The sequence below is a fragment of the Clostridium sp. SM-530-WT-3G genome (assembly GCF_012843905.1).
Taxonomy (GTDB): Bacteria; Bacillota; Clostridia; order Clostridiales; family Clostridiaceae; genus Clostridium.
Genome location: NZ_JABAGC010000020.1, coordinates 1 through 25,935, shown reverse-complemented (window position 1 = coordinate 25,935; position 25,935 = coordinate 1). Strand labels below are relative to the sequence as shown.

The window sequence follows — 25,935 nt, the reverse complement described above, 5'->3', positions numbered from 1 at the left end:
GTATGGTAATGGTAATATAATATTTACATCTAACTTATTTTTATACATTTGTTCCTTATTAAACAAACACAAAATCAATTAATATTTAACTTTATTCTATATAAAAAAGTGGATGCGTCATGCTCCCTTCGGGAATATAAATTATAAATTTTATAAGTCTTAAAGCCTTGATATAAATTAAGTTTAGCATTTTAAAAATCTACAACTTCCTGTACCATAAAAAAACGCCATCAGATAATTTTACTTATCCAACAGCGCTTATTTATAATTAAGGTAATTATATAAAATTGTAGCCTAATTTAACTATTCAATTAAAATTACCCAAATATCTTACAATATTAATATTAAATCAGATATATTAATCTAAATCTGCTCCATTAGTTGCAATTACTTTCTTATACCAGTCAAATGATTTCTTCTTACTTCTCTTTAATGTTCCGTTTCCTTCGTTATCTTTATCTACATAAATAAATCCATAACGTTTCTTCATTTCACCAGTACTTGCAGATACTAAATCTATACATCCCCATGAAGTATATCCCATTAAGTCAACACCATCAATTACTACAGCATCTCTCATGGCTTTTATGTGTTCTCTTAAGTATTCAATACGGTAATCATCATTAACTTGTCCATTTTCATCTACTGTATCAACAGCTCCAAGTCCATTTTCAACAACGAATAATGGTTTTTGGTATCTGTCGTAGATTGAATTTATAGTTATTCTGAATCCAAGTGGATCTATTTGCCATCCCCATTCACTTTCAGTTAAGTAAGGATTCTTTAATGATGCAGCTGCATTTCCTTCTCTTAATTTCTTTAATAATTCTTCATCAGCACTTGTAAGTCTTGATGCATAGTATGAGAATGATACGAAATCAACAGTATTTTCTTTTAGTAACTTCTTATCTTCTTCAGTTATATTAACTTTGATTCCTTCTCTTTCAAATTTCTTAAGAGCATATGAAGGATATTCTCCTCTTGCTTGAACATCGATGAACATATAAGAATCTCTATCTCTTTCGATTGATTCCCATACATCCTTAGGATTACATGTATTTGGATAAGTATTTCCTGCTGCAAGCATACATCCAACCTTGTTTTCTGGATCAATTTCATGAGCAATCTTAGTAGCTAATGCACTAGCAACTAACTCATGATGAGCAGCTATATATTTAACTTCCTCTTCATTTTCTCCTTCTTCAAAGCAGATTCCTGCTCCCATGAATGGTAAGTGAAGTATCATGTTTATTTCATTGAATGTAAGCCAATATTTAACTAATCCCTTGTATCTTGTAAATATTGCACGACATAATCTTTCATAGAATTCTACAAGCTTACGATTTCTCCATCCGCCATATTCAGTTATAAGATGCATTGGACAGTCAAAGTGAGTTATTGTAACAAGTGGTTCAATACTATATTTTCTACATTCTTTGAATATATCTTCGTAGAATTTTAAACCTTCTTCGTTTGGTTCCAATTCATCACCTTTTGGGAAAATTCTACTCCATCCAATTGAAAGACGGTATGTCTTAAATCCCATTTCTGCAAATAAAGCTATATCTTCCTTCCATCTGTGATACATATCTATTGATTCAAGAGCTGGATAATTATGTACATCGTCAAGCTCAAACATTTTCTTTTTACCAGCCATAACTGGGAATCTATCTTCTCCATGTGGAATTACATCTACATTTGCAAGACCTCTTCCACCTTCATTATATCCACCTTCACATTGGTTTGCAGCTGTAGCTCCTCCCCATAAAAATCCTTCTGGGAATCTATTCGTATTTTTATCCATAAATTACACTCCTTATAAATTTTAGTTAAATTAAGTATCTGACATAATAATATCATGTTTTTGGGTTTTGTTGTCGTTTTCAGATGGTTTTGTAACAAGTTCTGTACTTTAGTAATTTGTTTTATAAAAAAACAAGTTGTTTTTTTTACATAATAAGACTGTGCTAAAACCTTATTTCAACACAGTCTTACAATTTATAATTTCTAATCTAATTTTTCTCCATTTGATGCAATAACCTGCTTATACCAGTTAAATGATTCTTTCTTAGATCTTGCAAGTGTTCCGTTACCTTCATTATCTTTATCTACATAGATAAATCCATAACGCTTCTTCATTTCACCAGTTCCAGCTGATATTAAGTCGATACATCCCCAAGGAGTATATCCCATTAAATCAACACCATCTTCATCTACTGCTTTAATCATTTCTTTTATATGAGCCTTTAAGTATTCAATACGATAAGTGTCATGAATCATTCCATCTTCACCAATTTCATCTACTGCACCAAATCCATTTTCAACTATGAATAGTGGAAGATGATACATATCTGTAAACCAGTTTAATGAGTATCTTAATCCTTCTGGGTCAATCTGCCATCCCCACTCAGATGCTTTTACATATTCATTTCTAACTAAATCCTGTGTTTCGTCATATTCAAAATATTCATTTCCTTCTCTATACTTAGCAGCAAATGACATATAATAACTGAATCCTATATAATCAACACATCCTTGTTTTAAATCTTCTGCATCTTGAGCAGTAAAATCTAATTCAATTCCTTTTCTTTGTAGATATTTTGTTATATGTTCTGGATATTCACCATGTACATGTACATCTGTGAAATAATAACGCTTTTGCATTGCTTTTTGAGCCATTAATATATCCTTTGGAGCACAAGTTGCTGGATAAATAGGACACATTGCAATCATACATCCAATCTTGAAATCTGGATTTATTTCATGTCCAATTTTTACTGCTCTTGCACTTGCAACAAGTTCATAGTGTGCAGCCTGATACATTATTGCTTCACGGTCTTCTCCTTCTTTATAGAAAACACCTGAGTTTGTAAATGGAGCAAAATCTGTTTTATAATTTGCTTGATTATTTATTTCATTAAAAGTCATCCAATACTTAACTTTGTCCTTATATCTTTCAAAGCACGCTCTTGCAAATCTTTCAAAGAACTCTATAAGCTTTCTATTGCGGAAACCACCATATTCAGTTACTAGATGATATGGTAGTTCAAAATGTGATAAAGTGATAACTGGTTCAATACCATATTTTAAACATTCATCAAATAAATCATCATAGAATTTTAATCCTTCTTCATTTGGTTCTAATTCATCACCATTTGGGAAAACCCTTGTCCATGCAATTGATGTTCTAAAGCACTTGAATCCCATTTCTGCCAAAAGAGCAATATCTTCTTTATAATGATGATAGAAATCAATAGCTTCATGGTTAGGATAATATTCACCCTCTAAAATTCCATCTGTAATCTTACGTTCTACTCCATTTGCTCCAGCAGTCATTACATCAGCAACACTGATTCCTTTTCCACCTTCTCTATAAGCACCTTCTAATTGGTGAGCTGCTACTGCTCCACCCCAAAGAAAATTTTCTTGTAACTTTGACATTTTAATATCCTCCTATACTATAAACCTCTTTTATATATCGTTTTCAACAATAACAAAAATAAAAGTATCTTAATTTATTATTAAGATACTTAATTCTAATTTTATTCTATTTATGAATATTTTAATAATTATTCTTGTATCATTCAATAGTTTTATAAATATTCTCGAAATATAATAATTTAGTCTACTATCTTTATCTCAAAATCCCTTCCTTGTGCATATTTCTCCAAAAGTTCTTTAGCATTATTTAATTACTTTTCTAATCCTTCATCCCCACTAAATTAGTAAATGCACATAATAATTTCTTTTGAAGCTTCTCTAATCATAGCACGTTCACTGTCACTTGTAGGACTTCCAAATGGCCTATTATCATCTGTTAAAACTGAAAAATCATATCAGTGTTTCCTTATTTCATTCCCAATTCTATTTTTTACTTTAGTAAATTCTTCACTTAAGATTTCTTTTATTGATCTATTTTTCACTTCTATATTTAATAGCATAAGTGTTGGAAATGCTTTAAATAATCTTTTATATTTTTTAATTTTCTTGCGATATTCGTCTACAGAGAATTTAGAATAATTCATAACAACATTTCTAAGTCCTAATGTATCTACTACAGTCTTACCAAAATCTATAATAAAATAAATTGCAAATACTGCTGCTAATGTATATCTCACATTTATGTTAAGTATATCTATAAAGTTCATAATTACAGGATTAATAAACTTTATCAAAATAAATGCTAATACACCCCATAACAATGAATAGCTTAGACATATATATCCGTGAATATTTGCAAAATCATCAGAATAATCCCACCATTTACTATGAAATATTTTTTCTAATAAATATCCTGTTATATACTCAAGTAATGTTACTATTACAATAGTTGCAATAACACTTACTACCATAAAAGTAGTATAATTTTTAATATAAATATTAATCAAATCAAATATAAGTACTGTAAGTACAGCTCCAAATCCATATATAGGACAGAAACATCCTGCAAGAAATCCTCTGTTTACAAGCTTTTTATCTCTAATACTTGCATGAATTGTTTCTAAAACCCAGCCTAAAAATGAGTAAATTACAAATAATAAAAGTAAGTCTACACATTTATTCATACTATCATACTCCAATCTATAGTGATTATCTTTAGTTTCTAAAAAACATAATCACATAATCTGCCGTATAAACTTTCGTGTTGTTAATATTAAATCTAAACTTGAAAGCCATTATATTAAATATATTGAATAATTATAATTCTTTCTAACTAAAAGCCTCTATCTCTGGCATCCAAAGTATGCCGCTACTACTACTCCTTTACCAGTATGTGCACCAACTGTTGGGCATATATCATTTATCACAATATTCTTAACACCATATTTGTTTTTTATTCTTTCCGCTACATATTCAGCCTCTTCAATACAGTCTGCATGAGATATGAAAACTTCATCTAAAGGAAGATTTTTAGTTTTTTCTTCTATATTATCGGCTAATACATTCAATGCTTTTTTTCGTCCTCTTATTTTTCCAATAGGTTCAATTTTACCATTATCATTTAGACGAAGAATAGGCTGTACTTTAAGTACTGTACCAACAACTGCTGAAGATTTTGCAAGTCTTCCACCTCTTACTAGATGATACAAGTCATTAAGTATAAACTGATGAACTATATGCTTTTTATTTTCATTTAACCATTCTGATACTTCATCAATTGACCAGCCTTGCTTTTTTAACTTAACTGCTTTATAAACAAGAAGCCCTTGTCCAACTGTAGCACATAATGAATCGATAACTTTAATATTAGCTTCTTCAAATTCATCCATTATATCCATTGCACATATGGCTGTATTATTATAACTTGAACTTAACCCTGATGATAAGCTTATATGAAGTACATCATAACCATCAGAAACAGCTTTCCTCATTTGCTCCATTACGTATTTAGGATTTACAGCACTTGTTGTAGGCATTTTTCCATTCTGCATATTTTCATAAAATTCTTTTACAGGCATATCATTTACACCTGGAATATACTCTTTTCCATCAATATTATAGTAAAGTGGATAAATCCCAATATTATTTTCTCTAATGTAGTCTAAAGACAAATCTGCTGTTGAATCTGTTGAAATAATAAAATCTCTCATTATATACTACCCCCTTATAAAAAATATAATACTTGTTGATTACCTTTATCCTTGTACTTAATTAAGTTAATTAATTTAATGTTAGACAAATAATCAAATCATAATTATTAATACTATTTTTCAACAAGCATCTTTCTGGAATTATTTGTAATTTAATTATTAATATTATTATAAATGCAAAATGCTTATTAATCTATATATAATGATTGAAGTATCAGAATATGAAACTAAAATTTTAAAATATGTTAACACATACATTTTTAGTTTCTGCAAAAAATATAGATATTAATTTATCTAAAGGAGGCTTCAAAATAATATGCAAAATAAAGACAAACCAAATATTATAGATGCTTATTCACAAACTCAGCAAGGCCCTTTAGTAGGAAGAGGAAATGATGTCCTTGCTAGAGCTGAAAATATAAAAGATAATAACGAAGATTTTACTGATTCATTAGCTACTCCATCAATTGAAGATGTACAACATGGAAAAACTTATGGCAAAAAGGAGTATCACGGAATCTAACACATAAAAAAACATGCATATACGAAAAAACAGCAGATAAATTATATAAAATTAAATCTATCTGCTGTCTATCTTATTTACCATGTATAAAAAATCACTTCATAAGCTGATTTAAATAAATGTTGTTATTTTACTATTTACATTTCAGGAATCCAAACACGCATTTCATTAAGACCTCTATTTCCCCATGTATAATAAGGCACTAATGTAATACTGCATTTTTCATATTCAGGTTTCTTTCTTGAATAAAGCTCATCTGTAGATTTCATTCTATATCCTTCTGCTTTTATTTCTTGTATGCCTCCCAGTTTTGTGTTCTTAAATACACTCAATTTTAATTCTGAATCACATGATATTCTTAAATCTAATACACTTCCACCATTATCTACACCTTCAGCACAATAAACAAGTGGCCCATATGAAACAGCAACCTTTCCACTATCAGCACTTACTTTAGGATTTGCATAATTAAATTCTGGCTTCATATCAAGAATAAGTGATATTTCATCATTATCTGAAAAGCTTTCTGATATATATACATACCCATTTTCAGGTTTATAATGTATTCCTATTCCATTATAAAGTATCATAGTATTCTCACTCCATGATGGTATTCTTAATGCTAAAGTCATGTTCATAACTGAATTTTCAGGTTTCATCTTATATTTAACTACATTATCATAAGGGTAATCTGTTTCCACTTCAATCTTTCCATTCATATTTTCACCCAAGTCTAATATGCCACCTATATATAAATGTGAATATACTATATTTTCTTCCACACTCCATGCATAATTTCCTATAGAACCTATTAACCTTGCAACATTTGGAGGACAGCATGCACATGCAAACCACTGTGGTCTTTCAGGTAATACATGACGTTCTGTTGCGATTTCCCCGCTTATTCCTGGTATCACTTCTAGTGGATTTACATAGAAAAATCTCTTTCCATCAAGCTGCATCCCTGCAAGTACACAGTTATACAATGCTCTTTCTATAGTATCTGCATATATATTATTCTTTTCAATATCAAGCATCTTTTTTCCAAAGAATATAAGACCTATTGATGCACATGTTTCTGAATATGCTGTATCATTTGGAAGATGATAATCTGCTGAAAAGGCTTCTCCATTTACTACAGATCCAATTCCACCTGTAATATACATTCTGCAATTTATAATATTATTCCATAATGTCTTACATGCTTCCTTTAATTCTTCATCACCAGTTTCTTGAGCTAAATCTGCCATTCCTGTATAAAGATAAACAGCCCTTACTGCATGACCTACAGCTTTTTTCTGATTACGGACTGGTTCATGAAATTGTCCATATTCCTTATCTCGGCCATCTCCTCCCCATAAATTCCAATCACGATTTTCATTTTCCTTCATAAAATAATCACTATCTATACCTCTTGCATTTATAAAATATGCTGCAAGCTCTTTGTACTTTTCATTATTAGTACATCTATAAAGTTTCATAAGAGCAAGTTCAATTTCAGGATGACCTGGATACCCTTCTGCTTCCTTAGTTATAAAATGATCATAAATATTATCTGCTGCCTTACACATAATCTCTAATAACTTCGTTTTATGAAGACATTCCGCATAAGCAACAGCCGCTTCTATCATATGCCCTGCACAATAAAGTTCATGTGCTTCATGGAGATCTGTCCACTTTTTATCTGGCATCTTAACTGTAAAATAAGTATCAAGATACCCATCAGGATATTGTGCCTTTCCTATTAAATCAATAACCTCATCACATCTCTTTTCCATATCCTTATCTGGATATTTTGCTAATGAATATGCAGCTGCTTCAAGCCATTTTGCTACATCACTATCCTGAAATACCATTCCATAAAACTCATCTGTAGATTTGCCATTTTGTATAACATCTGCTGCAGCCTTAAAATTATCAATGGCATGGCTTTTCTCTATTCCTGGCACCTCATCCTTTAGCACCTTTTCTTGATATGGAATAACAACCTTGTTAACCAGCCTCTCATAATTATCCCAAAATGAATCATTTATATTAAAATCCAATACTAAATTCCTCATAATACCACTCCTTGTTTCCAACCCATATATATTATAATCTCACATAAATGTATTAAAAGGTATATTTTTTTATATAAAAAACACAACAAAATATACCAATTTTTTCTCCTATATATTGAATCATAAAACATTTAATATTAGGTGTATATTATATAAAATAACGTCAATAATGATAATGTATACCTGATTTCTATACAATATTAAAGAAACAGCATTTAATACTCGTTTTCTTTCTCACCTTAATGCTGTTTCTTATTAAAATCTATATTTCAAAAAATCTTAGATAATTTACACACAAAAAATTATTTAAGATTTTTTTTTATACTTTTTTTCATAGGTGAAAAGTTCTTAGGCATACTTACTATGCTATTTTCAAGAAGCGATAAGTTTTTAGTCATATAACTATATTCTTTAGAAATTAAGAAATTTTTAGTTATAGTCATTATGCTTTTCTTTAAAGGTGTATATATTTATTTTTAAAGGGGGTGTTTATTGTGGAGATTAATGAATTGGTAAACCTTATGGTTAATAACTGCTTTCCTGTTGTATTAAGTGCTTACTTATTAATACGGTTAGAAAAACAGCTAAGTAACCTTACAGGTTCAATTAATAAGCTTAATGCCATAATCTGTGCCAAGCTTGGAGTGGTTATAGACAGCAGCACAGAAAATAATTCTTCAAATATTTTATAAAAATTTACTTACTTTTTTCTTTCCCTATATATATTAATTGAAAACACAAAAGGAGGTGCTTTTAATGGCTGTAAAAAAATTGCCTACTTCAATAAGTCTTGCTATTTCAGTACAAAACGGTGTTGATTCAAATGGTGATCCAAAGTACTCTAAGAAATCTTTTTCTGGAGTAAAAGCAGTGTAGATACTGCTAATATTTTAGCTGTTGGTAACGCTATATCTGCCATACTAGAAAATGAATCAAACGGATGCTACTTAAGTGAAACTTCATTAATGATAACTGAAGAATAGTATAGAAATGATTGATTTAACATTCTGAAAGGAGGATATTCCTATGGAGTATATTTTAACAATGACTTTTTTAACATCAACTGGTGCTAAAAGTTCCATGACTGTAAGTGGTGTAAAACCTGATATTACTAAAGAAGAGATTGCTACTCTCATGGATACAATTATTGAAAACAACATTTTCCAAACTAAGTCTGGTGATTTCACTGGTAAATCGGGAGCTAATGTTACTGAAAGAAAATTTACTAAATATGAATTAGCATAATAAAACCAAAGTCCACTTTATTTTAAGGTGGGCTTTGGTTTTTCTATATATTTTAATTTAAAATCATTATCATAATTTTTAAATAATCTTAATTATTCATAAAAAGTAAATCAGTAGTTAGATTTGCTTCTATACAAATCTAACTACTGCTTAAGATTGAAGTGACATTTATACCCACTGCTATTATACCATTCCTTTTTGCAAAAATAAACCATTAAAATTAATATTTGTAATTTTATTTTTTGAATTGCTTTTCTTCGCTTATATGATTATGTCCCCATATACATATAGCATTAAGTACTGGCATAAGTGACTTTCCTCTTTCAGAAAGACTATATTCCACTTTAGGAGGCACTTCATTATATTGAGTTCTTATTATAAGATCATCCTTTTCAAGTTCCTTAAGCTGATTACTAAGCATTTTATGTGTTATCTTGCCAAGTTTTCTTTTTAATTCTCCATAACGAAAATTTTCTCTTCTAGAAAGTAAAAATAATATATGCATCTTCCATTTACCACTTATAAGAGACATCGTATATAGAAATAATTCATCATTTATTTCCACATCAGAATCTTTTTTTATATATTTACTTTTTTCCTCTTCATCTATAATTTCAGCACCATATTTTTTAAAATCATAATTTTTTTCTCATCACTTATATTATTTTTATCTACATCTATACTTGTATTCATCCAATACTCTCCTTTGAGACAGTATCACACCCAAAAGTGCGTACTTATTTAATTATGTGAGTAATTATATAATACTATTATCACAAAAACAATAAACAAAGAGGTGTTAGTTAATTTTCCTTTTTATCTGATTTACATTTGCCTTGTCTTCTACATCCATTACAGCTTCCACATCCGCAACTTCCTTTATCAATAAATGCAGTTTTAAACGCAAATACTGTACATATAGCAACTATAATCAATACTATTATGGTACTTATATTCATTATTCCAATAACAATTTTCACATCCATTCAAGTTATTATATTAATTAAATAATCTTTTTGTTAATAAGTTAATTCATTCTATGCCGATTAATAATATACTATAATAAAACTCTAACCCATGTATTTAATACAAAAGCTACAAGCCATGCAATTGAACACTGCATAAATACTACAAGACAGGCATATCTTTTTCCGAGTTCCCTTTTTACTACTGCGATTGCTGCAACACATGGTGTGTATAAAAGTGAAAATACCAAAAATACAAATGCTGATATTCCTGTAAACATTGTAGCTAAAGCTGCTGTATTTCCTCCAAGAAGAACTGTAAGTGTACTTACAACACTTTCCTTTGCAGTAAATCCTGTAATAAGTGCTGTTGCTATCTTCCAGTTTCCAAGTCCTATTGGTCTAAGTACTGGTACTATAAAGTTTCCAAGTAAAGCTAGAAGACTATTTGAAGAATCCTCTACAACATTAAATCTCACGTCAAAAGTCTGTAAGAACCAGATTATAATTGAAGCTATAAATATTACTGAAAATGCTCTGGTAATAAAGTCCTTTGCTTTATCATAAATAAGCTTTCCTACATTCTTTGCACTTGGCATACGATAGTTTGGAAGCTCCATTACAAAAGGTACTGGTTCCCCCCTTAAGAAGAATGTTTTAAGTATAAATGCATAAAAAATTCCTACTAATATTCCTATTAAATAAAGACCAATCATTACAATTGCTGCATGTTCAGGAAAAAATGCTTCTGTAAATAGTGCATATATAGGTAGCTTGGCAGAGCAACTCATAAATGGTGTAAGGAATATAGTCATCTTTCTATCCCTTTCAGATGGTAATGTCCTTGTTGACATTATAGCTGGAACAGAACATCCAAAGCCTATAAGCATAGGTACAAAACTTCTTCCTGATAACCCAAGCTTTCTTAAAAGTGTGTCCATTATAAATGCTACTCTTGCTATATATCCTGTATCTTCAAGTATTGAAAGGAAGAAAAATAAAATTACGATTACTGGCATAAAACTAAGTACACTTCCAATACCACTTAAAATACCATCAGTAACAAGTGAATGAACAACAGGATTTACGTCCCATATAGTAAGCCCTTTATCTATAAGCTCGGTAAAATACCCTATTATAACTTCCATTAAATCAGAAAAGAATGATCCTATAGGACCAAAAGTAAGATAAAATATAAGAGCCATAATTCCAATAAATGAAGGAATACCTGTCCACTTTCCTGTTAAAATAGTGTCCATCTTTGCACTTCTTTTATGCTCTTTACTTTCAATAGGCTTAATTACCCATGCATTACATAGTTCCTCTATAAAAGTAAAACGCATATCTGCAAGTGAAGCTTCTCTATCCATCTTTGTTTTATTTTCCATATGCCTTACTATTTCTTCAATATTATTAAGCTCTTTTTCCTCAATTTTAAGAGCTTCCTGCACAGGCTTATCTCCCTCAACAATCTTTGTAGCTGCAAACCTTAAAGGTATTCCTGCTGTTTTAGCATGATCTTCTACAAGATGTGATACTGCATGAATACACCTATGAACTGCTCCTCCATAAATTCCATCTGCATTACAGAAATCCATTCTTCCTGGACATTCCTTGTTTCTGGCTATATTTATAGCATGTTCAACAAGCTCATTAATACCTTGATTCTTTACTGCTGAAATAGGTACAACTGGTATTCCCAATGCTTTTTCAAGACCATTAATATTGATTGTTCCTCCATTCGCTGTAACTTCATCCATCATATTAAGAGCTATAACCATTGGTACATTAAGCTCAATAAGTTGCATTGTAAGTAATAAATTTCTTTCTATATTTGTGGCATCTAATATGTTAATAATTCCATCTGGTTTTTCATTTAATATAAATTCTCTTGTTACAATTTCTTCACTTGTATAAGGAGAAAGTGAATATATTCCTGGAAGATCTGTAACAGTAGCTTCAGGATGATTCCTTATTAAACCATCCTTTCTGTCAACAGTAACTCCTGGAAAGTTTCCAACATGCTGATTTGAACCAGTAAGCTGATTAAATAATGTTGTCTTACCACAGTTTTGATTACCAACAAGAGCAAACGTTAACTTTGCATTATCAGGAAGCGAATCTCCAGATTTTTTTGGTTTGTACTCCACATCCTCACCAATTCCAGAATGTGCAATTTCTTTTCCCTTATTATTTATTCTTATATGCTTATGCATCTTATGTACATTTTCAATCTTAATTTTTGCTGCATCATCTTTACGTATAGTCAGATTATATCCTCTAACCATAAGTTCCATTGGGTCTCCCATTGGAGCTACTTTTATTAACGTAACTTCAGTACCTGGAGTAAGTCCCATATCAAGTATGTGTCTTCTAAGGGAATGGTCACTACATTCTACTGAATATATAATGGCCTCTTTTCCTATTTCAAGTTCATCAAGTGTCATTCACCTATCTCCTCCCAAATTAATTTTATTACACAAATTTCTGTATATGTAATTGATATACATTTTCTCCTATTAAAGAATATCACTTTTAACAAAATAACTCAACCACTGGTCAGCGGAACTTTCTTTGTGAGAATTTTATATTTGGCGTGAATCGCTTAAGTGAGAGTCCAAATCTACGATTTGGTTCCTCGAACTTACACCTCTGAACGTATGTGAAGAGTGTGTTTCCTATTATATCTATACGTTAATTTCTGCTCATATATGATAATAAAAATCATTTATTATATTTTATACTGACTTCATTTTTTTCATAAAGAAAGCCACAAGCAATCTTCTAACTACTTGTAGCCTAATTTTTTAATTTACAACTTAAATAACAGTTTCTTTAATTAAGAGTCCACACCTTTATTTCAGCTTCTCCTTTTCCTTCTGAAAATAGGCTTATTCCACCACTTGTTTTATCTGTAAATATTCTAGCTGTAAATACTTCTTCTCCATCATTCACAAAAATTTCAACCGAAGATGTATCTACAAATATACGAAGCTTTAATGTATCTTTATTATATGAACACTTTCTTTTAAGTCCATACTCCTCAGCAAATACCTTTCCAGATTTACTTCTATCTAAAACAAGCTTTTTATCTTCCATATCATAATAGAATACAGTTTCTTCATTCTTTCCTTTTCTAAACTTTACTCCTATATTCTTTCCTCCAAAGTTTTTAAAATCACATTCTATTTCAAATACAGTTTCATTGAAATCTTCCACATCTATTTCTTCATTATCAAGGCTATACTTCTTAAATAATTCAGATTTTCTTAATTTCACAAGCTCCCTTACTGGCTTTTGAATAAGTCTATCACCATTTAATTCAATTTCTCTAGGTATAGTAAGACAATGTGCCCATCCATTACCATCAGTAGGATAAGCTATTTCAGGCAATCCCATCCATCCAATTATTACAGTTCTACCATCTGGACATTTAGTAGTCTGTGGTGCATAAAAATCAAATCCTCTATCTAATTCATGAAACTTTTCATGATTAAAATTACAGTCATTAAAATTAATCATATCTCCGACCATATAGCCTGACTGAAATATATTTCTGTATTTATCGCCTTCTGGCTCTAATCCTTGAGGTGAAAATATTAATACAGCTTTATTATTATCAAAATTTACATAATCTGGACATTCCCACATGTATCCATTGCCTGTAAATCTAGTTTTAAGCTCATCTTTATATGTCCATTTAAGCAAATCACCTGACTCATAAACTGCTATAGTTCCAATATTATCAGCTTTTCTTTCTGCACCTATAAAGCAATAGTACTTGTTACCTTCCTTAAACACCTTAGGGTCTCTAAAATTATCAGTAAATATTTCAGGTAATTCCTCAATTACAGCCTTTTTATCCTTTATTATTTCTCCATATTCATTCATTACAGCATGACATTGGTAAGGGTATCTTATCCAGTCTTCATTTCTTGTATTTCCCGTATAAAATAAATGAAGTTTATTATCTTCAACTATTCCTGTTCCTGAAAACGCCCCATGGCTTTCATAATATTCAGTAGGTATTATTCCAACTCCACAATCCTTCCAGTTTACTAAGTCCTTTGAAGATACATGATACCAATGTTTCATTCCATGTACAGGTCCAAGAGGGAACCACTGATAAAACAAGTGATATTCTCCATTGTAATATGAAAATCCATTAGGATCATTTAAAAGTCCTGTTACAGGTTGAATATGAAATTTTTGTCTATATGGGCATCTATTAACCTGTTCTTTAAGTTCTTTTATTTCTGATTCAGTCGCGTCAAGTATATTTCTATATCTTTCTTCTCTAGTCCATTCTCTCATACTATTCATTTCTCCTTATAAGGAAATAGAAGGCATTAGAAATCTAATCCTTCTCCTTCCATTTAATATATTTTTATATTTGTTTAAACTGCCTCTTGTACTTCTTTCTTATTTAAGAATTTTGAAAGCATAATAGTTGATACAGCTGCAACAATTATTGATATAGTCATTCCTATAATATAGTTAAACATTGAATCTGGTCTTATAGATATAATTCCTGGAAGTCCTGCTGCCCCTGGTGCTAGTGCAAGAACTTTTGTAAGCATTATATATCCACATGCTACTGCTGATCCAATCATTGCACCATAGAATGGATAACGTAATTTTAAGTTTATACCAAAAATTGCTGGTTCAGTAATTCCAAGGATTGCTGATATACCAGAAGCAGAAGCAACTCCTTTCATCTTATCATCTTTCTTAAGTAACATTATTACTGCTAATGCAGCTGCACCTTGAGCTACATTTGACATAGCTGCTACAGGGAATATAAATGAACCTCCTGTTGTTGCAATGTCTGCAAGAAGCTGAGTTTCAACTGCTGTAAAGCTGTGGTGCATTCCTGTAATAACTATTGGTGCATATAAGAATCCAAAGATTGCTCCACCTATTGGTCCTAAAGTATTAATCAACCATAATAATCCAGTTGTTATTCCATTACCTGCTATTCTCATAATTGGCCCTATAGCAACAAATGTTAAAAGCCCTGTGATAAATACAGTAAATAATGGAGTTAATAAGTTGTCCAACACTGATGGTACTATTTTGTGTAATACTTTTTCTGTTTTAGCAAGTACAAATGATGATGCTAAAACTGGAAGAACAGTTCCGTGATAACCTACTTTAGCTATTGAAAATCCTAATATAGTCCAATATGGTACAGTTCCTTCTAAAACTGCTGATGGATAGCTGTATCCATTTAATAAATCACCATGTATCATAAGTGCACCAATACATGCTCCTAAATATGGATTACCACCAAAAGCCTTTGTAGCTGAAAATCCTAAGAAAATTGGTAAAAATGCAAATCCTGTATTGGCAAATGTATTAATCATTTCTGCTAAATCTTTGTATTGTGGATATGCTTCAATAAGCGATTTTCCTTCTATGAATAATCCTTGTGAAGTAAGGATATTGTTAATCCCCATTAGAAGCCCTGCTGCAACAAGTATTGGAAGTACTGGTACAAACACATCTGCTAACGATTTAATTAATCTTTGTACTGGATTTAACTTCTTTTCTGCCTCTGATTTTAATTCTTCCTTTGAAGCTTCACTTATATCTGCAATTTTAACAAGCTCTTTGTACACTTCATTTACAATCCCTGAACCTAATATTATTTGAAATTCTCCTGCATTATTAAAATTTCCTTTTACTATAGGCATTGATTCAATTGCTTTTATATCGATTTTACTATCATCTTTAAGAACAAGTCTTAATCTTGTAGCACAATGAGCTGCACTCACAATATTTTCTTTTCCACCTATGTGCATTAAAATTTCTTTACTAATTTCTTTGTAGTTTTTACTCATACATCTCTCTCCTTTATATACAAAATAAACTTTGTATATAATAATTTCATATGTGAAACGTTTCATTTTTAACTATGTTTAAATACTAATACGTTTTCACAATATAGTCAAGCCCTTTTATAAAAAATTTACCAATTTCAAATTAACAAAAAAAGATTTCACCAAAAATATTGTGAAATCTTATCTGCATAAAATATTTTTCTATTTAGTTGTTTGCCCTTTAATAAATGTCACTGGAAGTATTATATTCTTATCAACTTTTTTCTTTTCAATTATGTTTATTAAAGAAGATACAGCCACCTGTGCAATTTGTTCAATAGGTTGTCTTATAGTAGATAAAGTTAATTCATCACGAGCAGATGATCTGCTTCCATCAAATCCAATTACTTGTACATCATCTGGTACCCTCACATTAACTTTTTTTAGTTTATTTATAAAATCAAAAGCATATCTGTCAGTAATAGCAAATACTCCATCTATACTTATATTATTCTTAAAGTTCTTCTCTATAAACTTATCAATTAGTAATTCATATTCAGAAGATGCTCCCAAAACTTCGCATATATCATAATCTATATTATTCTCAGTACAATACTTTATAAATCCTTCTTTTCTATTTCTAGTATCATTATCTATCTTTGAGCCTCTTCCTATATAAGCAAGTTTTCTACATCCAGCTTCTACAAGCTTCTCTGCCGCAAGTCGTCCACCTTCAAAGTTGTCACTTGATATATAAGTAATATCTTTAGAAAAATACCTATCAATACTTATGAATGGTATGTTATCTGATACATATTCATCTATATTACTATAAGTTATTGCTATGATTCCATCCATCTTATTTTGTTTGGCCATAGATATGTATTCTATTTCACTTTCCTTGTTTTCTTCTGAATTGCATAAAATCATCTTCATTCCAACTTTTCTAAGAGATTTTTCAATATTATAAACAAGTTCTGAAAAAAATGGATGCCATATTGTAGGTACAATTACTGCAACAGTATTGGTTTTATTCAATTTGAAACCTCTTGCATAAGTATTGGGCTCATACTTAAGCTTTTCAATAGCTGCTTCAACAAGTGCCTTAGTTTGAGGCTTAACAGCTATGTTGTTTATAACCTTAGAAACAGTTCCAACTGCTACTCCTGCTTCCCTTGCCACATCTTTAATAGTTGCCATATTCTCAACTCCAATGTACATATATTATAATTTATAAGTTTATCATATTATGTTGTCTAATTAAATCATCAAAACGTTTTATATATAAAATTTCATAGTAATTTGATTAATTAATATTTTAAAATTTTACACACAAAAAAGACACTTTCAGTTTTCATCACTAAAGTGTCTTTCTAAATATTATTCAGTTTTATCATAATATTAAATTTTATACTCCTATTCAACTACTATATTTTACACTGGACTCACCTCATTCTTCTTTATTTTTCACTTTTATTCCACAACTTATTTTCCTCCTTATTCTCTACTGGTTGTTAATTCACATTTTTCATAGTTTTAGATTAAAATTTTATTGTTATACTTGAGTGGTTAATTTATATTAGTAGCTTTTATTAAACTATAAAACTTCTTAAGGCGTTTTCTTTCTACATTAATCCTTAAACAAGTTCACAATTAATTTTTACCTTGTAAACTATATGTGAAATTCAATATCCCATTGGTATCATCCCATTTCACTAATTTATAGTTTTCGCGTTGACATCTTAGTTTTCTTTTGGACTCACCACTTTCATTTCACTATTATTGACCTTTTTCAAACCCATTGTAACCTTCTCAATTTCTCATTCATGCTGAAACTTCAAATCTCTTTATATAAAAATCTTACGCTTCAGCCAACTTAATTATCCATCGGTATCATCCCATTTCATTATTTTATAGTTTTGCGTTGACAACTTAATTTTCTTTTGGACTCACCACTTTCACTATAATATAGTTTTTAAGTTGAACTTACTATCCCATTGGTATCATCCCATTTCGATATTTTATAGTTTCGCGTTGACATCTTAACTTTCTTTTGGACTCACCACTTTCACTATAATGTAGCTTTTAGTTTAAACTTCATATCCCATTGTTATCATCCCACTTCATTATTTTGTAGTTTTGGGTTGACAGCTTAGTTTTCTTTCGGACTCACCACTTTCATTTTATTTAACTTTAAGTTGATGTTCCTATCCCATTGGTACCATCTCATTTCGATACTTTATAGTTTCGCGTTGACAACTTAATTTGCTTTTGGACTCACCACTTTCATTTTATTTTAGTTTTGAGTTGATGTTCCTATCCCATTGGTACCATCTCGTTTCCATATTTTTAGATTTGCATTGTTTCTTATTTTTCTTTTGGAATTCCACTCTCATTTTACTTCAAGTGTTTGTTTACCTATCCCATCGGAACCATCTCATCTCACATATTTTCTTGATAAAGAATTATGTTTATTTCTTTATCTTGTAATCATTATACCCCCGTAGTTTTTAAATTAACAGACTTTTCTGAAAATTTTGTTTGTGGTATAATTAAATAGTTGAGTCATTTTATTTCTAATTATTTTTTTCCTTTTTTAAAGTGTTACAAATTATTAAGATGTTATAATAATTGTAAATATGAATCAACTTGGGAGGAAAAAATGTCTAGCTTAACAAATAAAACAAATGATGTGTTAAATACTTTAGTTCCTAAAGCTATAATAAATGTTGATGAAAATTATATAAAAGATGAGATATTAAAGTCTGCTAAAAAAGCTCTTATTAACAGCCAAGAAAATTCTAATTTAGCATTACTTCCAAAACTTTTAGTAAATGATTATTCTAAAGGAAATAAAGTTCTAAATGAGTTAATATCTGAATTAAATAAGTGTAATGAATTTTATATGTCTGTTGCATTCATAACTAGTAGCGGAATTACTCCACTTATAGAAACTTTAAAATCACTTGAAAAACGAAATATTAAAGGTAAAATTTTAACTACTGATTACCTTAATTTTAGCGAACCAAAAGCTTTAAAGAAACTTCTTCAGTTTTCTAATATAGAATTAAAGCTTTATAACAAAGAAAATTTTCACACTAAAGGATATATATTTAAATTAGATAATCACTATAAAATGATTGTCGGTAGTTCAAATTTAACACAAACGGCACTTACAAAAAATAAAGAGTGGAACTTAAAAATTTCATCTTTTGAAGAAGGCTATTTAACTGAAAATGTACTTACGGAATTTAATACTCTTTGGAATGAAGCTGAAGAATTAACTTTAGAATGGCTTGAAACTTATGAATCAATTTACAAAAAACAAAGAGAATTTACTAGAAAGACTAAAGTTCCAAGTATCGCACAATACAAGCTTAAACCTAATAAAATGCAGATTGCTGCTATACAAAACTTAAAAAAGCTACGTGAAAATGGACAAAATAAAGGATTGCTTATATCTGCTACTGGTACTGGTAAAACATATTTATCTGCATTTGAAATAAGAGAATATAATCCAAAGCGTGCACTTTTTCTTGTACACAGAGAACAAATAGCTAAGCAAGCATTGAATAGCTTTAAAAATGTTTTTGGAGATACTAAATCTATGGGTATTCTTTCTGGTAATAGCAAGAATATAGATAAAGATTTTATTTTTTCTACTGTTCAAACCTTATCAAAAGATGATGTATTAACTTCTTTTTCTAAAGATACATTTGATTATATTGTAATTGATGAAGTACATAAAGCTGGTGCAAAAACATATCAAAAGATTGTGAATTACTTTACACCAAAATTTCTTCTAGGAATGACTGCCACTCCTGAGAGAAGTGATGATTTTGATATTTTTAAAATGTTTGATTATAACATTGCATATGAAATACGTTTAAAACAAGCATTAGAAGAAGATTTATTGTGTCCATTCCACTACTTTGGAATATCCGATATTGAAATAGATGGTGTTACTTTAAATGAAGAATCTGACTTTAGATACTTAGTAAGTGAAGATAGAGTTGATCATATAATTGAAAAAATTAATCTTTATGGATACTGTGGTGATAGAGTTAAAGGCCTTATCTTCTGTAGTAATAAAAATGAAGCTTATGAATTATCAAATCTCTTTAATAAACGTGGATTTAATACAGTTGCTCTATGCGGTGATAATTCTCAAAGTGAAAGAGAAAATGCAATAAGAAGATTAGAACAAGATGAACTAGATAATCATTTAGATTATATTTTTACAGTAGACATTTTTAATGAAGGTGTTGATATACCTGCTGTAAATCAAGTAATAATGCTACGCCCTACTAAATCTGCAATAATCTTTGTTCAACAATTAGGTAGAGGACTAAGAAAAAATGATGATAAAGAATATGTAGTTATTCTTGATTTTATAGGTAATTATAAAAATAATTTCTTAATACCTATTGCATTATCTGGTGATAGAACCTTTAATAAAGACACTGTAAGAAGATACGTAATGGAGGGTTCAAGAGTTATTCCTGGATGTTCTACTATAAACTTTGATGAAATATCTAAAAAGAGAATTTTTGAATCTATTGATACTGCTAATTTTAATGATATTAAGTTAATAAAAGAAAGTTACAATAATCTAAAAAAGAAAATAGGTAAAATACCATCTTTAATGGATTTTGATACTTATAATTCTATAGATCCTATTAGAATTTTTGACAATAAAAGCTTAGGTTCTTATTATAAGTTCTTAAAAAAATATGATAAGGAATATACTGTTGATTTAGATTCATCTCAAGAATTATTTATAGAATTTATATCTAAAAAATTTGCTTCAGGAAAAAGACCACATGAACTCTTACTTTTAAAATCTATACTTGATGGAAATGATAAATTAATATCTAATTTAAGAATTAATTTATTTAATAAATATGGTATAAGCTTTAAACCTACTACTGAAAGAAACGTTGTTAATATTCTTACTAATGAATTTCCTACAGGTACAGGAAAGAAAACATATGCTGAATGCATATTTATAGAAAAATATGACGATGATTATATTGTTTCTGAAAAATTCAAACAACACTTAGAAAATGTATACTTCAAAAAAATTGTATCTGAACTAATAAATTTTGGCCTTTATAGATATGAGCTTAATTATAGTGATAGATATATGAATACTAACTTTAAATTATATCAAAAATATACTTATGAAGATGTATGCAGGATACTTGAATGGGAAAAAGGCGAAGTTGCTTTAAACATTGGTGGTTACAAATACGATAAAACAACTAAGACTTACCCTATTTTCATAAACTATCACAAAAGTGATGATATTGCTGATACTATAAACTATGAAGATAGATTTCTTTCAAACAATGAGTTAATTGCAATATCAAAATCAGGCAGAACTTCAACTTCTGATGATATTGTTCAGGCATACAATGCTGAAAAAGATGGAGTTGAAATGAGCTTATTTGTAAGAAAAAATAAAGATGATAAAATTTCAAAAGAATTCTATTTTCTTGGTAGTATAAAAGCTACTGGTGATCCTTTAGAAATTACTATGAAAAATACTAATAAGTCTGCTGTTGAAATTACGTATCAGTTAAAGACACCTATTAGAGATGATATTTATGAATATATAATCTCTTAAATTACTTTGAATTTTTTTATAAATTCTACTTATTCATAATTTACTTTATTATAAAAACTATAAAAGAGAATATAGTTAAATCTGTTTAAACACATCTAACTACATTCTCTTTTTTACTTGTTCTTATTTTTAATAGCATCCACCACTAAAATATCAGCTGGTACCCATTTCTGTTCATCAAGTTTATCATATGTAATCCACTTGGCATCATTATGTGCATTTAAATGTAAGCTTCCACCAGAAATAGTACACTCAAAACAATGCATTGTAAGATGGAAATTAGAATAATCATAATCAACTGTTGTTAAGAATTCTAATTCATTTATTTCAAGTTCAAGCTCTTCTTTAATTTCTCTATGAAGTGCCTCTTCTCTTGTTTCACCTTGCTCAACTTTTCCACCTGGAAATTCCCACATATCTATAAATTCCCCATATCCTCTACGTGTAATAAATATCTTATCATCTTTTTTTATTACAGCTGCAACTACTTCTACTACTTTCATTGGTGTCTCCTTTTATTTAATTAAGTTATTTTTTATATCAATTATTATAGTAAAATAATTACGTACCATCAATATTATAACTTTATCTATTAATTTAACCCTTTCGCAACATGTTGCGAAGAAAAGCATTCTCAATTACCCCATCAAAAAATTAATTCTATAATTATTAGTTTACCAAAAGAAAAATGGCTGTAGACATCTATTACTGCCTACAGCCATATGAATTACTTATAAAACAATATGTATTTTAATATTATCTTTCATCAACTTTAAATTGATCTACTTCACCAATCATTTCTTTTGTTGCTTTTTTAAGGCTTTGTGCAATTCCAGTCATTTCTTCAATAGATGCATTCATTTCTTCTGATGATGCTGATATCTCTTCTGCTGAAGCTGATACTTCTAATGCCACTGCTGATATACTTTCTACTTTAGATAATATATTGTCTTTTTCTCTATTTAGGTTTTGTGCTGATTTTTCAACTGTATTTATCTTTGGCAGTACATCTTCAATAGATTCCATAATACTATTAAATGACTCCATTGATTTCTTAATAACTTCTTCCTGTTTAGATAACTCCTTATCCATTATTGAAGATTCTCTTACAATATCATTTGCTTCTTCAGAGATTCCAAATATTAGAGCACTTATCTTTTCAGATGATAATTGCGATTGTTCTGCAAGTTTTCTTATTTCTTCCGCTACAACAGCAAATCCTTTTCCTGATTCTCCAGCTCTTGCTGCTTCAATTGCTGCATTTAGAGCTAGAAGATTTGTTTGTTCTGCAATTCCATTAATAACATTAGTTATTTCATTAATTTCAATAACATTCTTTCCAAGTCCATCTATCTTTTCATTAAATACCTTAAATGTATTTGCAACATTTTCAATTGACTCAGTTAAAAGATTCATTTCATTACTACTGTTGTCTGCTTTTTCATTAATATTTTTAGAAGTTCTATCTACTTCTCTTATTTCATTTACTACTTGAACAATATCATTTCCAAATTCATTTAATACTTCTGAAATTCCTAGTAAGTCTTCTGATTGAGTACTTGTACCTTTAGCTATATCATTTATTGCTTGTGCAACACTCTTAGAAACAGAGTTTATTTCTGTAGCTGCTGTAGATAAATTTTCTGACTCACCATCAATATTTAGTGAATTACTTTTTACGCCATTTATCATATTACCTAATGATTCTGACATTGACTTCATAGCTCTTGTCATGCCACCAATTTCATCTTTATTATTTAAATATTTATCAGATACTTCTATTCTTAAATCTCCACCAGCCAATGTTTCAAGTAATTTAGATGATTCATTAATTCCTTCAGAAATACGTCCTGCTAATTTATATGTTGCAATCATTCCAATTGCTATGAAAACTAATGATGATAAAATTATCTTAACTTTTAATTTTTGAATATGCTTAAGTGCTTCACTTAAAGGCATATCAATAACTACTTTCCAACCAGTGTTCGGCATTGTTGTATAAGACATAAAGTTATTTTCTTTATTAAATTCATATAAAATAACTCCAGATTCTCTTTGTTCTGTCATTTGAACAGCTTCTGCAATATCACTGTATGTATTATCAGTCTTAGCAATATCTACTGCACTTTTCATACCTAATACTAACTCTTTATCTGGATGGGCAATAGGTACACCTGCTTTATTCATTATGTATGCTATACCACTTTCACCATATTTAACTTCACTAACTACTTTACTTAAGTCATTTCCATCTTTAACTTTAGTTAAAACTCCTACAACTTTATTATTTTCTTTTATAGGAACTGCATAAATTACAACTATTTCTCCATTTTTTAAACTTACAATAGGATCAGTCACATAAGTTTCACCTGACATAGCTTTTTTAAAGTATTCCCTATCACCATAATCATGTGTTTCTCCATCTCCATTAGTAGCTATACCGTTTTCATTAATAATATTAAGTCTTGTACATCCAATTCTATTTGTTTCTTCTTTTAATACTTGTACCTTTTGTTCCATTGGGATATCAGAACTTTTTATATCATTTCTTGCAGCTATAGCCTCTAGTTCTCTGATTTCTTCGCTCAGCGTACCTTTAACAGTATTTGCTGTCTGCTTTGATATCTCCAACATTGAATGTTTTACACTTTCCAGCATAGCTTCTTTTCCATCCTATATGCAAGACTACTTAAACTCACACTTACAGTTACAATCACTAACCCCATTAGCAACGTTAATTTTTGCTTTATACTTTTCATATTTACCCTCCATGCTTGTCCAAAAACTGTGTATTTAGCTTTCAAACCATATTTTTGTATAAATTCTAATTACATCCCCTATTTTCCATATTATAATATATATAGATTTTTTCAATATATTTTTAAAACCAACATTATTTATCGTATAAAAACATTATTTTACATTTACTTTTTTGTCGTTTTTACTCCTTTAACTCATTTTTTATATTTATAAGCATAAAAAGAAACGGCTATAAGTATTAAAAAATTACTTATAGCTGTTTACAAATATCAAATAATATGGTTTTTAATTAAAATTATCTTTTTACAATAATTCCTGAGAATTATAAGATTTACTGCTTAGAAAATAATAAAACCTATAAGAAAATCTTTAAATCTCCCAGGTGCTAGTACAATCTTACAAGCTTAAATTTTTACTGATATTTAAACTTAATCAATATCTCTTTAATTTCACCTTGTGAGTTTTTTCTTATTTTAAAATCTTTTACGTCCTTAAAATTATTTTCTAACTGATAGTTAAGTTCAGTTATAGTTGCCTTTGCATTCTTAGTTACTCCACCATCTTCTACTACAATAAACCTAGATTTTTTACATGCTGTCTCATTTCTCTTATCATCAATTACAACATAGTATTCAGTTGCTTCTTCAAGTACAGGATATTCTTTGTTTAAGGTTAATGTATCACAAAGATTATCATCAATGCATTTTACTCTCATCATATATTTTACCTCCAGATATTAATATGAAATTCATAATAAACTCTGTATTTCAAAGTATGTTTATGCTTTATTATTTTCATCAATTATGAACCCTTTAATATCTATATTATATACCATTTTTTTACACAAAGTTAGTATTTGCATTATTTTTACTATTATAGCATAAAAAACATTTTCATTTAACTCTATATTTATAAGTAATCCTTTTATTTTTTTAAATTATTAAAAAATCAATATTTTTACAATATGTCAGTACATATTTTTATATATGTTTAGTTTTATTTAATCTAAATACAGATAAAACTCTATAACTAAACTTATTTTAAGAACTCTATCATTTCATTTAATGCTTTTTCAGAATCTTCTCCAGCAATTCCATGGTCTAATTCTTCATAAATGCCTAATTTACATGAATGTATAGCTTCTCTATATCTATAAGCTGCTTTAACATCAACCACTTGATCCTTAAGTCCATGAATTACAAGCATATTACCTTTATAATTTTTAGTAACTTCATATATTGGAAGTAATTTTGCTATTCTAAAATATTTACCGTTACTGAAAACTTATAAAAATCTATAAAAAATTATAAAATCTTATGTTTCATTCCTTTTTCAATGTA

20 protein-coding genes are annotated in these 25,935 nt (G+C 29.3%); 5 read left to right on the top strand and 15 right to left on the bottom strand.

Features of this window, described 5'->3' with window-relative positions; genetic code table 11:
• Positions 1-358: 358 nt before the first annotated feature.
• The 4 genes from HF850_RS08820 to HF850_RS08805 form a co-directional block, all read right to left on the bottom strand.
• Positions 359-1,804 (bottom strand): 6-phospho-beta-glucosidase, encoded by a 1,446-nt coding sequence (locus HF850_RS08820; protein WP_169105071.1) that lies wholly within the window; start codon positions 1,802-1,804, stop codon positions 359-361.
• A gap of 203 nt (positions 1,805-2,007) precedes the next feature.
• Entirely contained in the window at positions 2,008-3,441 is a 1,434-nt protein-coding gene (locus HF850_RS08815; RefSeq protein ID WP_169105070.1) for a 6-phospho-beta-glucosidase, read from the bottom strand.
• 395 nt (positions 3,442-3,836) lie between these two features.
• Positions 3,837-4,565, bottom strand: coding sequence for a putative ABC transporter permease (locus HF850_RS08810; protein ID WP_169105069.1), 729 nt, complete (start codon positions 4,563-4,565; stop codon positions 3,837-3,839).
• A gap of 159 nt (positions 4,566-4,724) precedes the next feature.
• On the bottom strand, positions 4,725-5,591 hold the full coding sequence (locus HF850_RS08805) for a DegV family protein (RefSeq protein ID WP_169105068.1): 867 nt from the start codon (positions 5,589-5,591) through the stop codon (positions 4,725-4,727).
• 316 nt (positions 5,592-5,907) lie between these two features.
• Here HF850_RS08805 and HF850_RS08800 point away from each other — a divergent pair, with 316 nt between their 5' ends.
• A complete protein-coding gene (locus HF850_RS08800) occupies positions 5,908-6,114 on the top strand; it encodes a hypothetical protein (protein ID WP_169105067.1) in 207 nt (68 codons plus the stop codon).
• A gap of 137 nt (positions 6,115-6,251) precedes the next feature.
• Here the strand turns inward: HF850_RS08800 and HF850_RS08795 are convergent, their stop codons facing one another.
• Positions 6,252-8,174, bottom strand: a complete 1,923-nt coding sequence (locus HF850_RS08795; protein WP_169105066.1) for a beta-L-arabinofuranosidase domain-containing protein — start codon at positions 8,172-8,174, stop codon at positions 6,252-6,254.
• 494 nt (positions 8,175-8,668) lie between these two features.
• Here HF850_RS08795 and HF850_RS08790 point away from each other — a divergent pair, with 494 nt between their 5' ends.
• The 3 genes from HF850_RS08790 to HF850_RS08780 all read left to right on the top strand — a co-directional run bounded on the left by HF850_RS08790 (position 8,669) and on the right by HF850_RS08780 (position 9,419).
• On the top strand, positions 8,669-8,866 hold the full coding sequence (locus HF850_RS08790) for a YvrJ family protein (RefSeq protein ID WP_169105065.1): 198 nt from the start codon (positions 8,669-8,671) through the stop codon (positions 8,864-8,866).
• Between the two features lie 64 nt (positions 8,867-8,930).
• Positions 8,931-9,050 carry a DUF1659 domain-containing protein gene (locus HF850_RS08785; protein WP_169105064.1) on the top strand — a complete coding sequence of 40 codons (120 nt, stop codon included), beginning with the start codon at positions 8,931-8,933 and terminating at the stop codon, positions 9,048-9,050.
• A 150-nt stretch (positions 9,051-9,200) separates the two neighbouring features.
• Entirely contained in the window at positions 9,201-9,419 is a 219-nt protein-coding gene (locus HF850_RS08780; protein ID WP_169105063.1) for a DUF2922 domain-containing protein, read from the top strand.
• Between the two features lie 235 nt (positions 9,420-9,654).
• Here the strand turns inward: HF850_RS08780 and HF850_RS08775 are convergent, their stop codons facing one another.
• From HF850_RS08775 to HF850_RS08750, 6 genes are all read right to left on the bottom strand, one after another.
• Positions 9,655-9,951 (bottom strand): helix-turn-helix domain-containing protein, encoded by a 297-nt coding sequence (locus HF850_RS08775; RefSeq protein ID WP_169105098.1) that lies wholly within the window; start codon positions 9,949-9,951, stop codon positions 9,655-9,657.
• A 271-nt stretch (positions 9,952-10,222) separates the two neighbouring features.
• Positions 10,223-10,399 carry a hypothetical protein gene (locus tag HF850_RS08770; protein WP_206151634.1) on the bottom strand — a complete coding sequence of 59 codons (177 nt, stop codon included), beginning with the start codon at positions 10,397-10,399 and terminating at the stop codon, positions 10,223-10,225.
• Between the two features lie 77 nt (positions 10,400-10,476).
• Positions 10,477-12,831, bottom strand: coding sequence for a ferrous iron transport protein B (feoB, locus tag HF850_RS08765; RefSeq protein WP_169105061.1), 2,355 nt, complete (start codon positions 12,829-12,831; stop codon positions 10,477-10,479).
• A 388-nt stretch (positions 12,832-13,219) separates the two neighbouring features.
• Positions 13,220-14,698, bottom strand: coding sequence for a sucrose-6-phosphate hydrolase (locus HF850_RS08760; RefSeq protein ID WP_169105060.1), 1,479 nt, complete (start codon positions 14,696-14,698; stop codon positions 13,220-13,222).
• A gap of 83 nt (positions 14,699-14,781) precedes the next feature.
• Positions 14,782-16,227: a sucrose-specific PTS transporter subunit IIBC gene (locus HF850_RS08755; RefSeq protein WP_169105059.1), complete on the bottom strand. Its 1,446-nt coding sequence runs from the start codon at positions 16,225-16,227 to the stop codon at positions 14,782-14,784.
• Between the two features lie 201 nt (positions 16,228-16,428).
• A complete protein-coding gene (locus tag HF850_RS08750; protein ID WP_169105058.1) occupies positions 16,429-17,406 on the bottom strand; it encodes a LacI family DNA-binding transcriptional regulator in 978 nt (325 codons plus the stop codon).
• 1,462 nt (positions 17,407-18,868) lie between these two features.
• On the opposite strand from HF850_RS08750, the gene HF850_RS08745 reads away from it, so the two are divergent.
• Positions 18,869-21,835 carry a DEAD/DEAH box helicase gene (locus tag HF850_RS08745; RefSeq protein ID WP_169105057.1) on the top strand — a complete coding sequence of 989 codons (2,967 nt, stop codon included), beginning with the start codon at positions 18,869-18,871 and terminating at the stop codon, positions 21,833-21,835.
• A gap of 113 nt (positions 21,836-21,948) precedes the next feature.
• On the opposite strand, the gene HF850_RS08740 is transcribed toward HF850_RS08745, so the two are convergent.
• The 4 genes from HF850_RS08740 to HF850_RS08725 form a co-directional block, all read right to left on the bottom strand.
• The gene (locus HF850_RS08740) at positions 21,949-22,338 is read right to left on the bottom strand and encodes a (deoxy)nucleoside triphosphate pyrophosphohydrolase (protein WP_169105056.1); all 390 of its coding nucleotides are present in this window, start codon (positions 22,336-22,338) and stop codon (positions 21,949-21,951) included.
• A gap of 253 nt (positions 22,339-22,591) precedes the next feature.
• The gene (locus HF850_RS08735; protein ID WP_169105055.1) at positions 22,592-24,469 is read right to left on the bottom strand and encodes a methyl-accepting chemotaxis protein; all 1,878 of its coding nucleotides are present in this window, start codon (positions 24,467-24,469) and stop codon (positions 22,592-22,594) included.
• Positions 24,470-25,007: 538 nt separating this feature from the next.
• Entirely contained in the window at positions 25,008-25,310 is a 303-nt protein-coding gene (locus HF850_RS08730; RefSeq protein ID WP_169105097.1) for a hypothetical protein, read from the bottom strand.
• A 320-nt stretch (positions 25,311-25,630) separates the two neighbouring features.
• Entirely contained in the window at positions 25,631-25,801 is a 171-nt protein-coding gene (locus HF850_RS08725) for a hypothetical protein (protein WP_169105054.1), read from the bottom strand.
• Positions 25,802-25,935 lie beyond the last annotated feature (134 nt).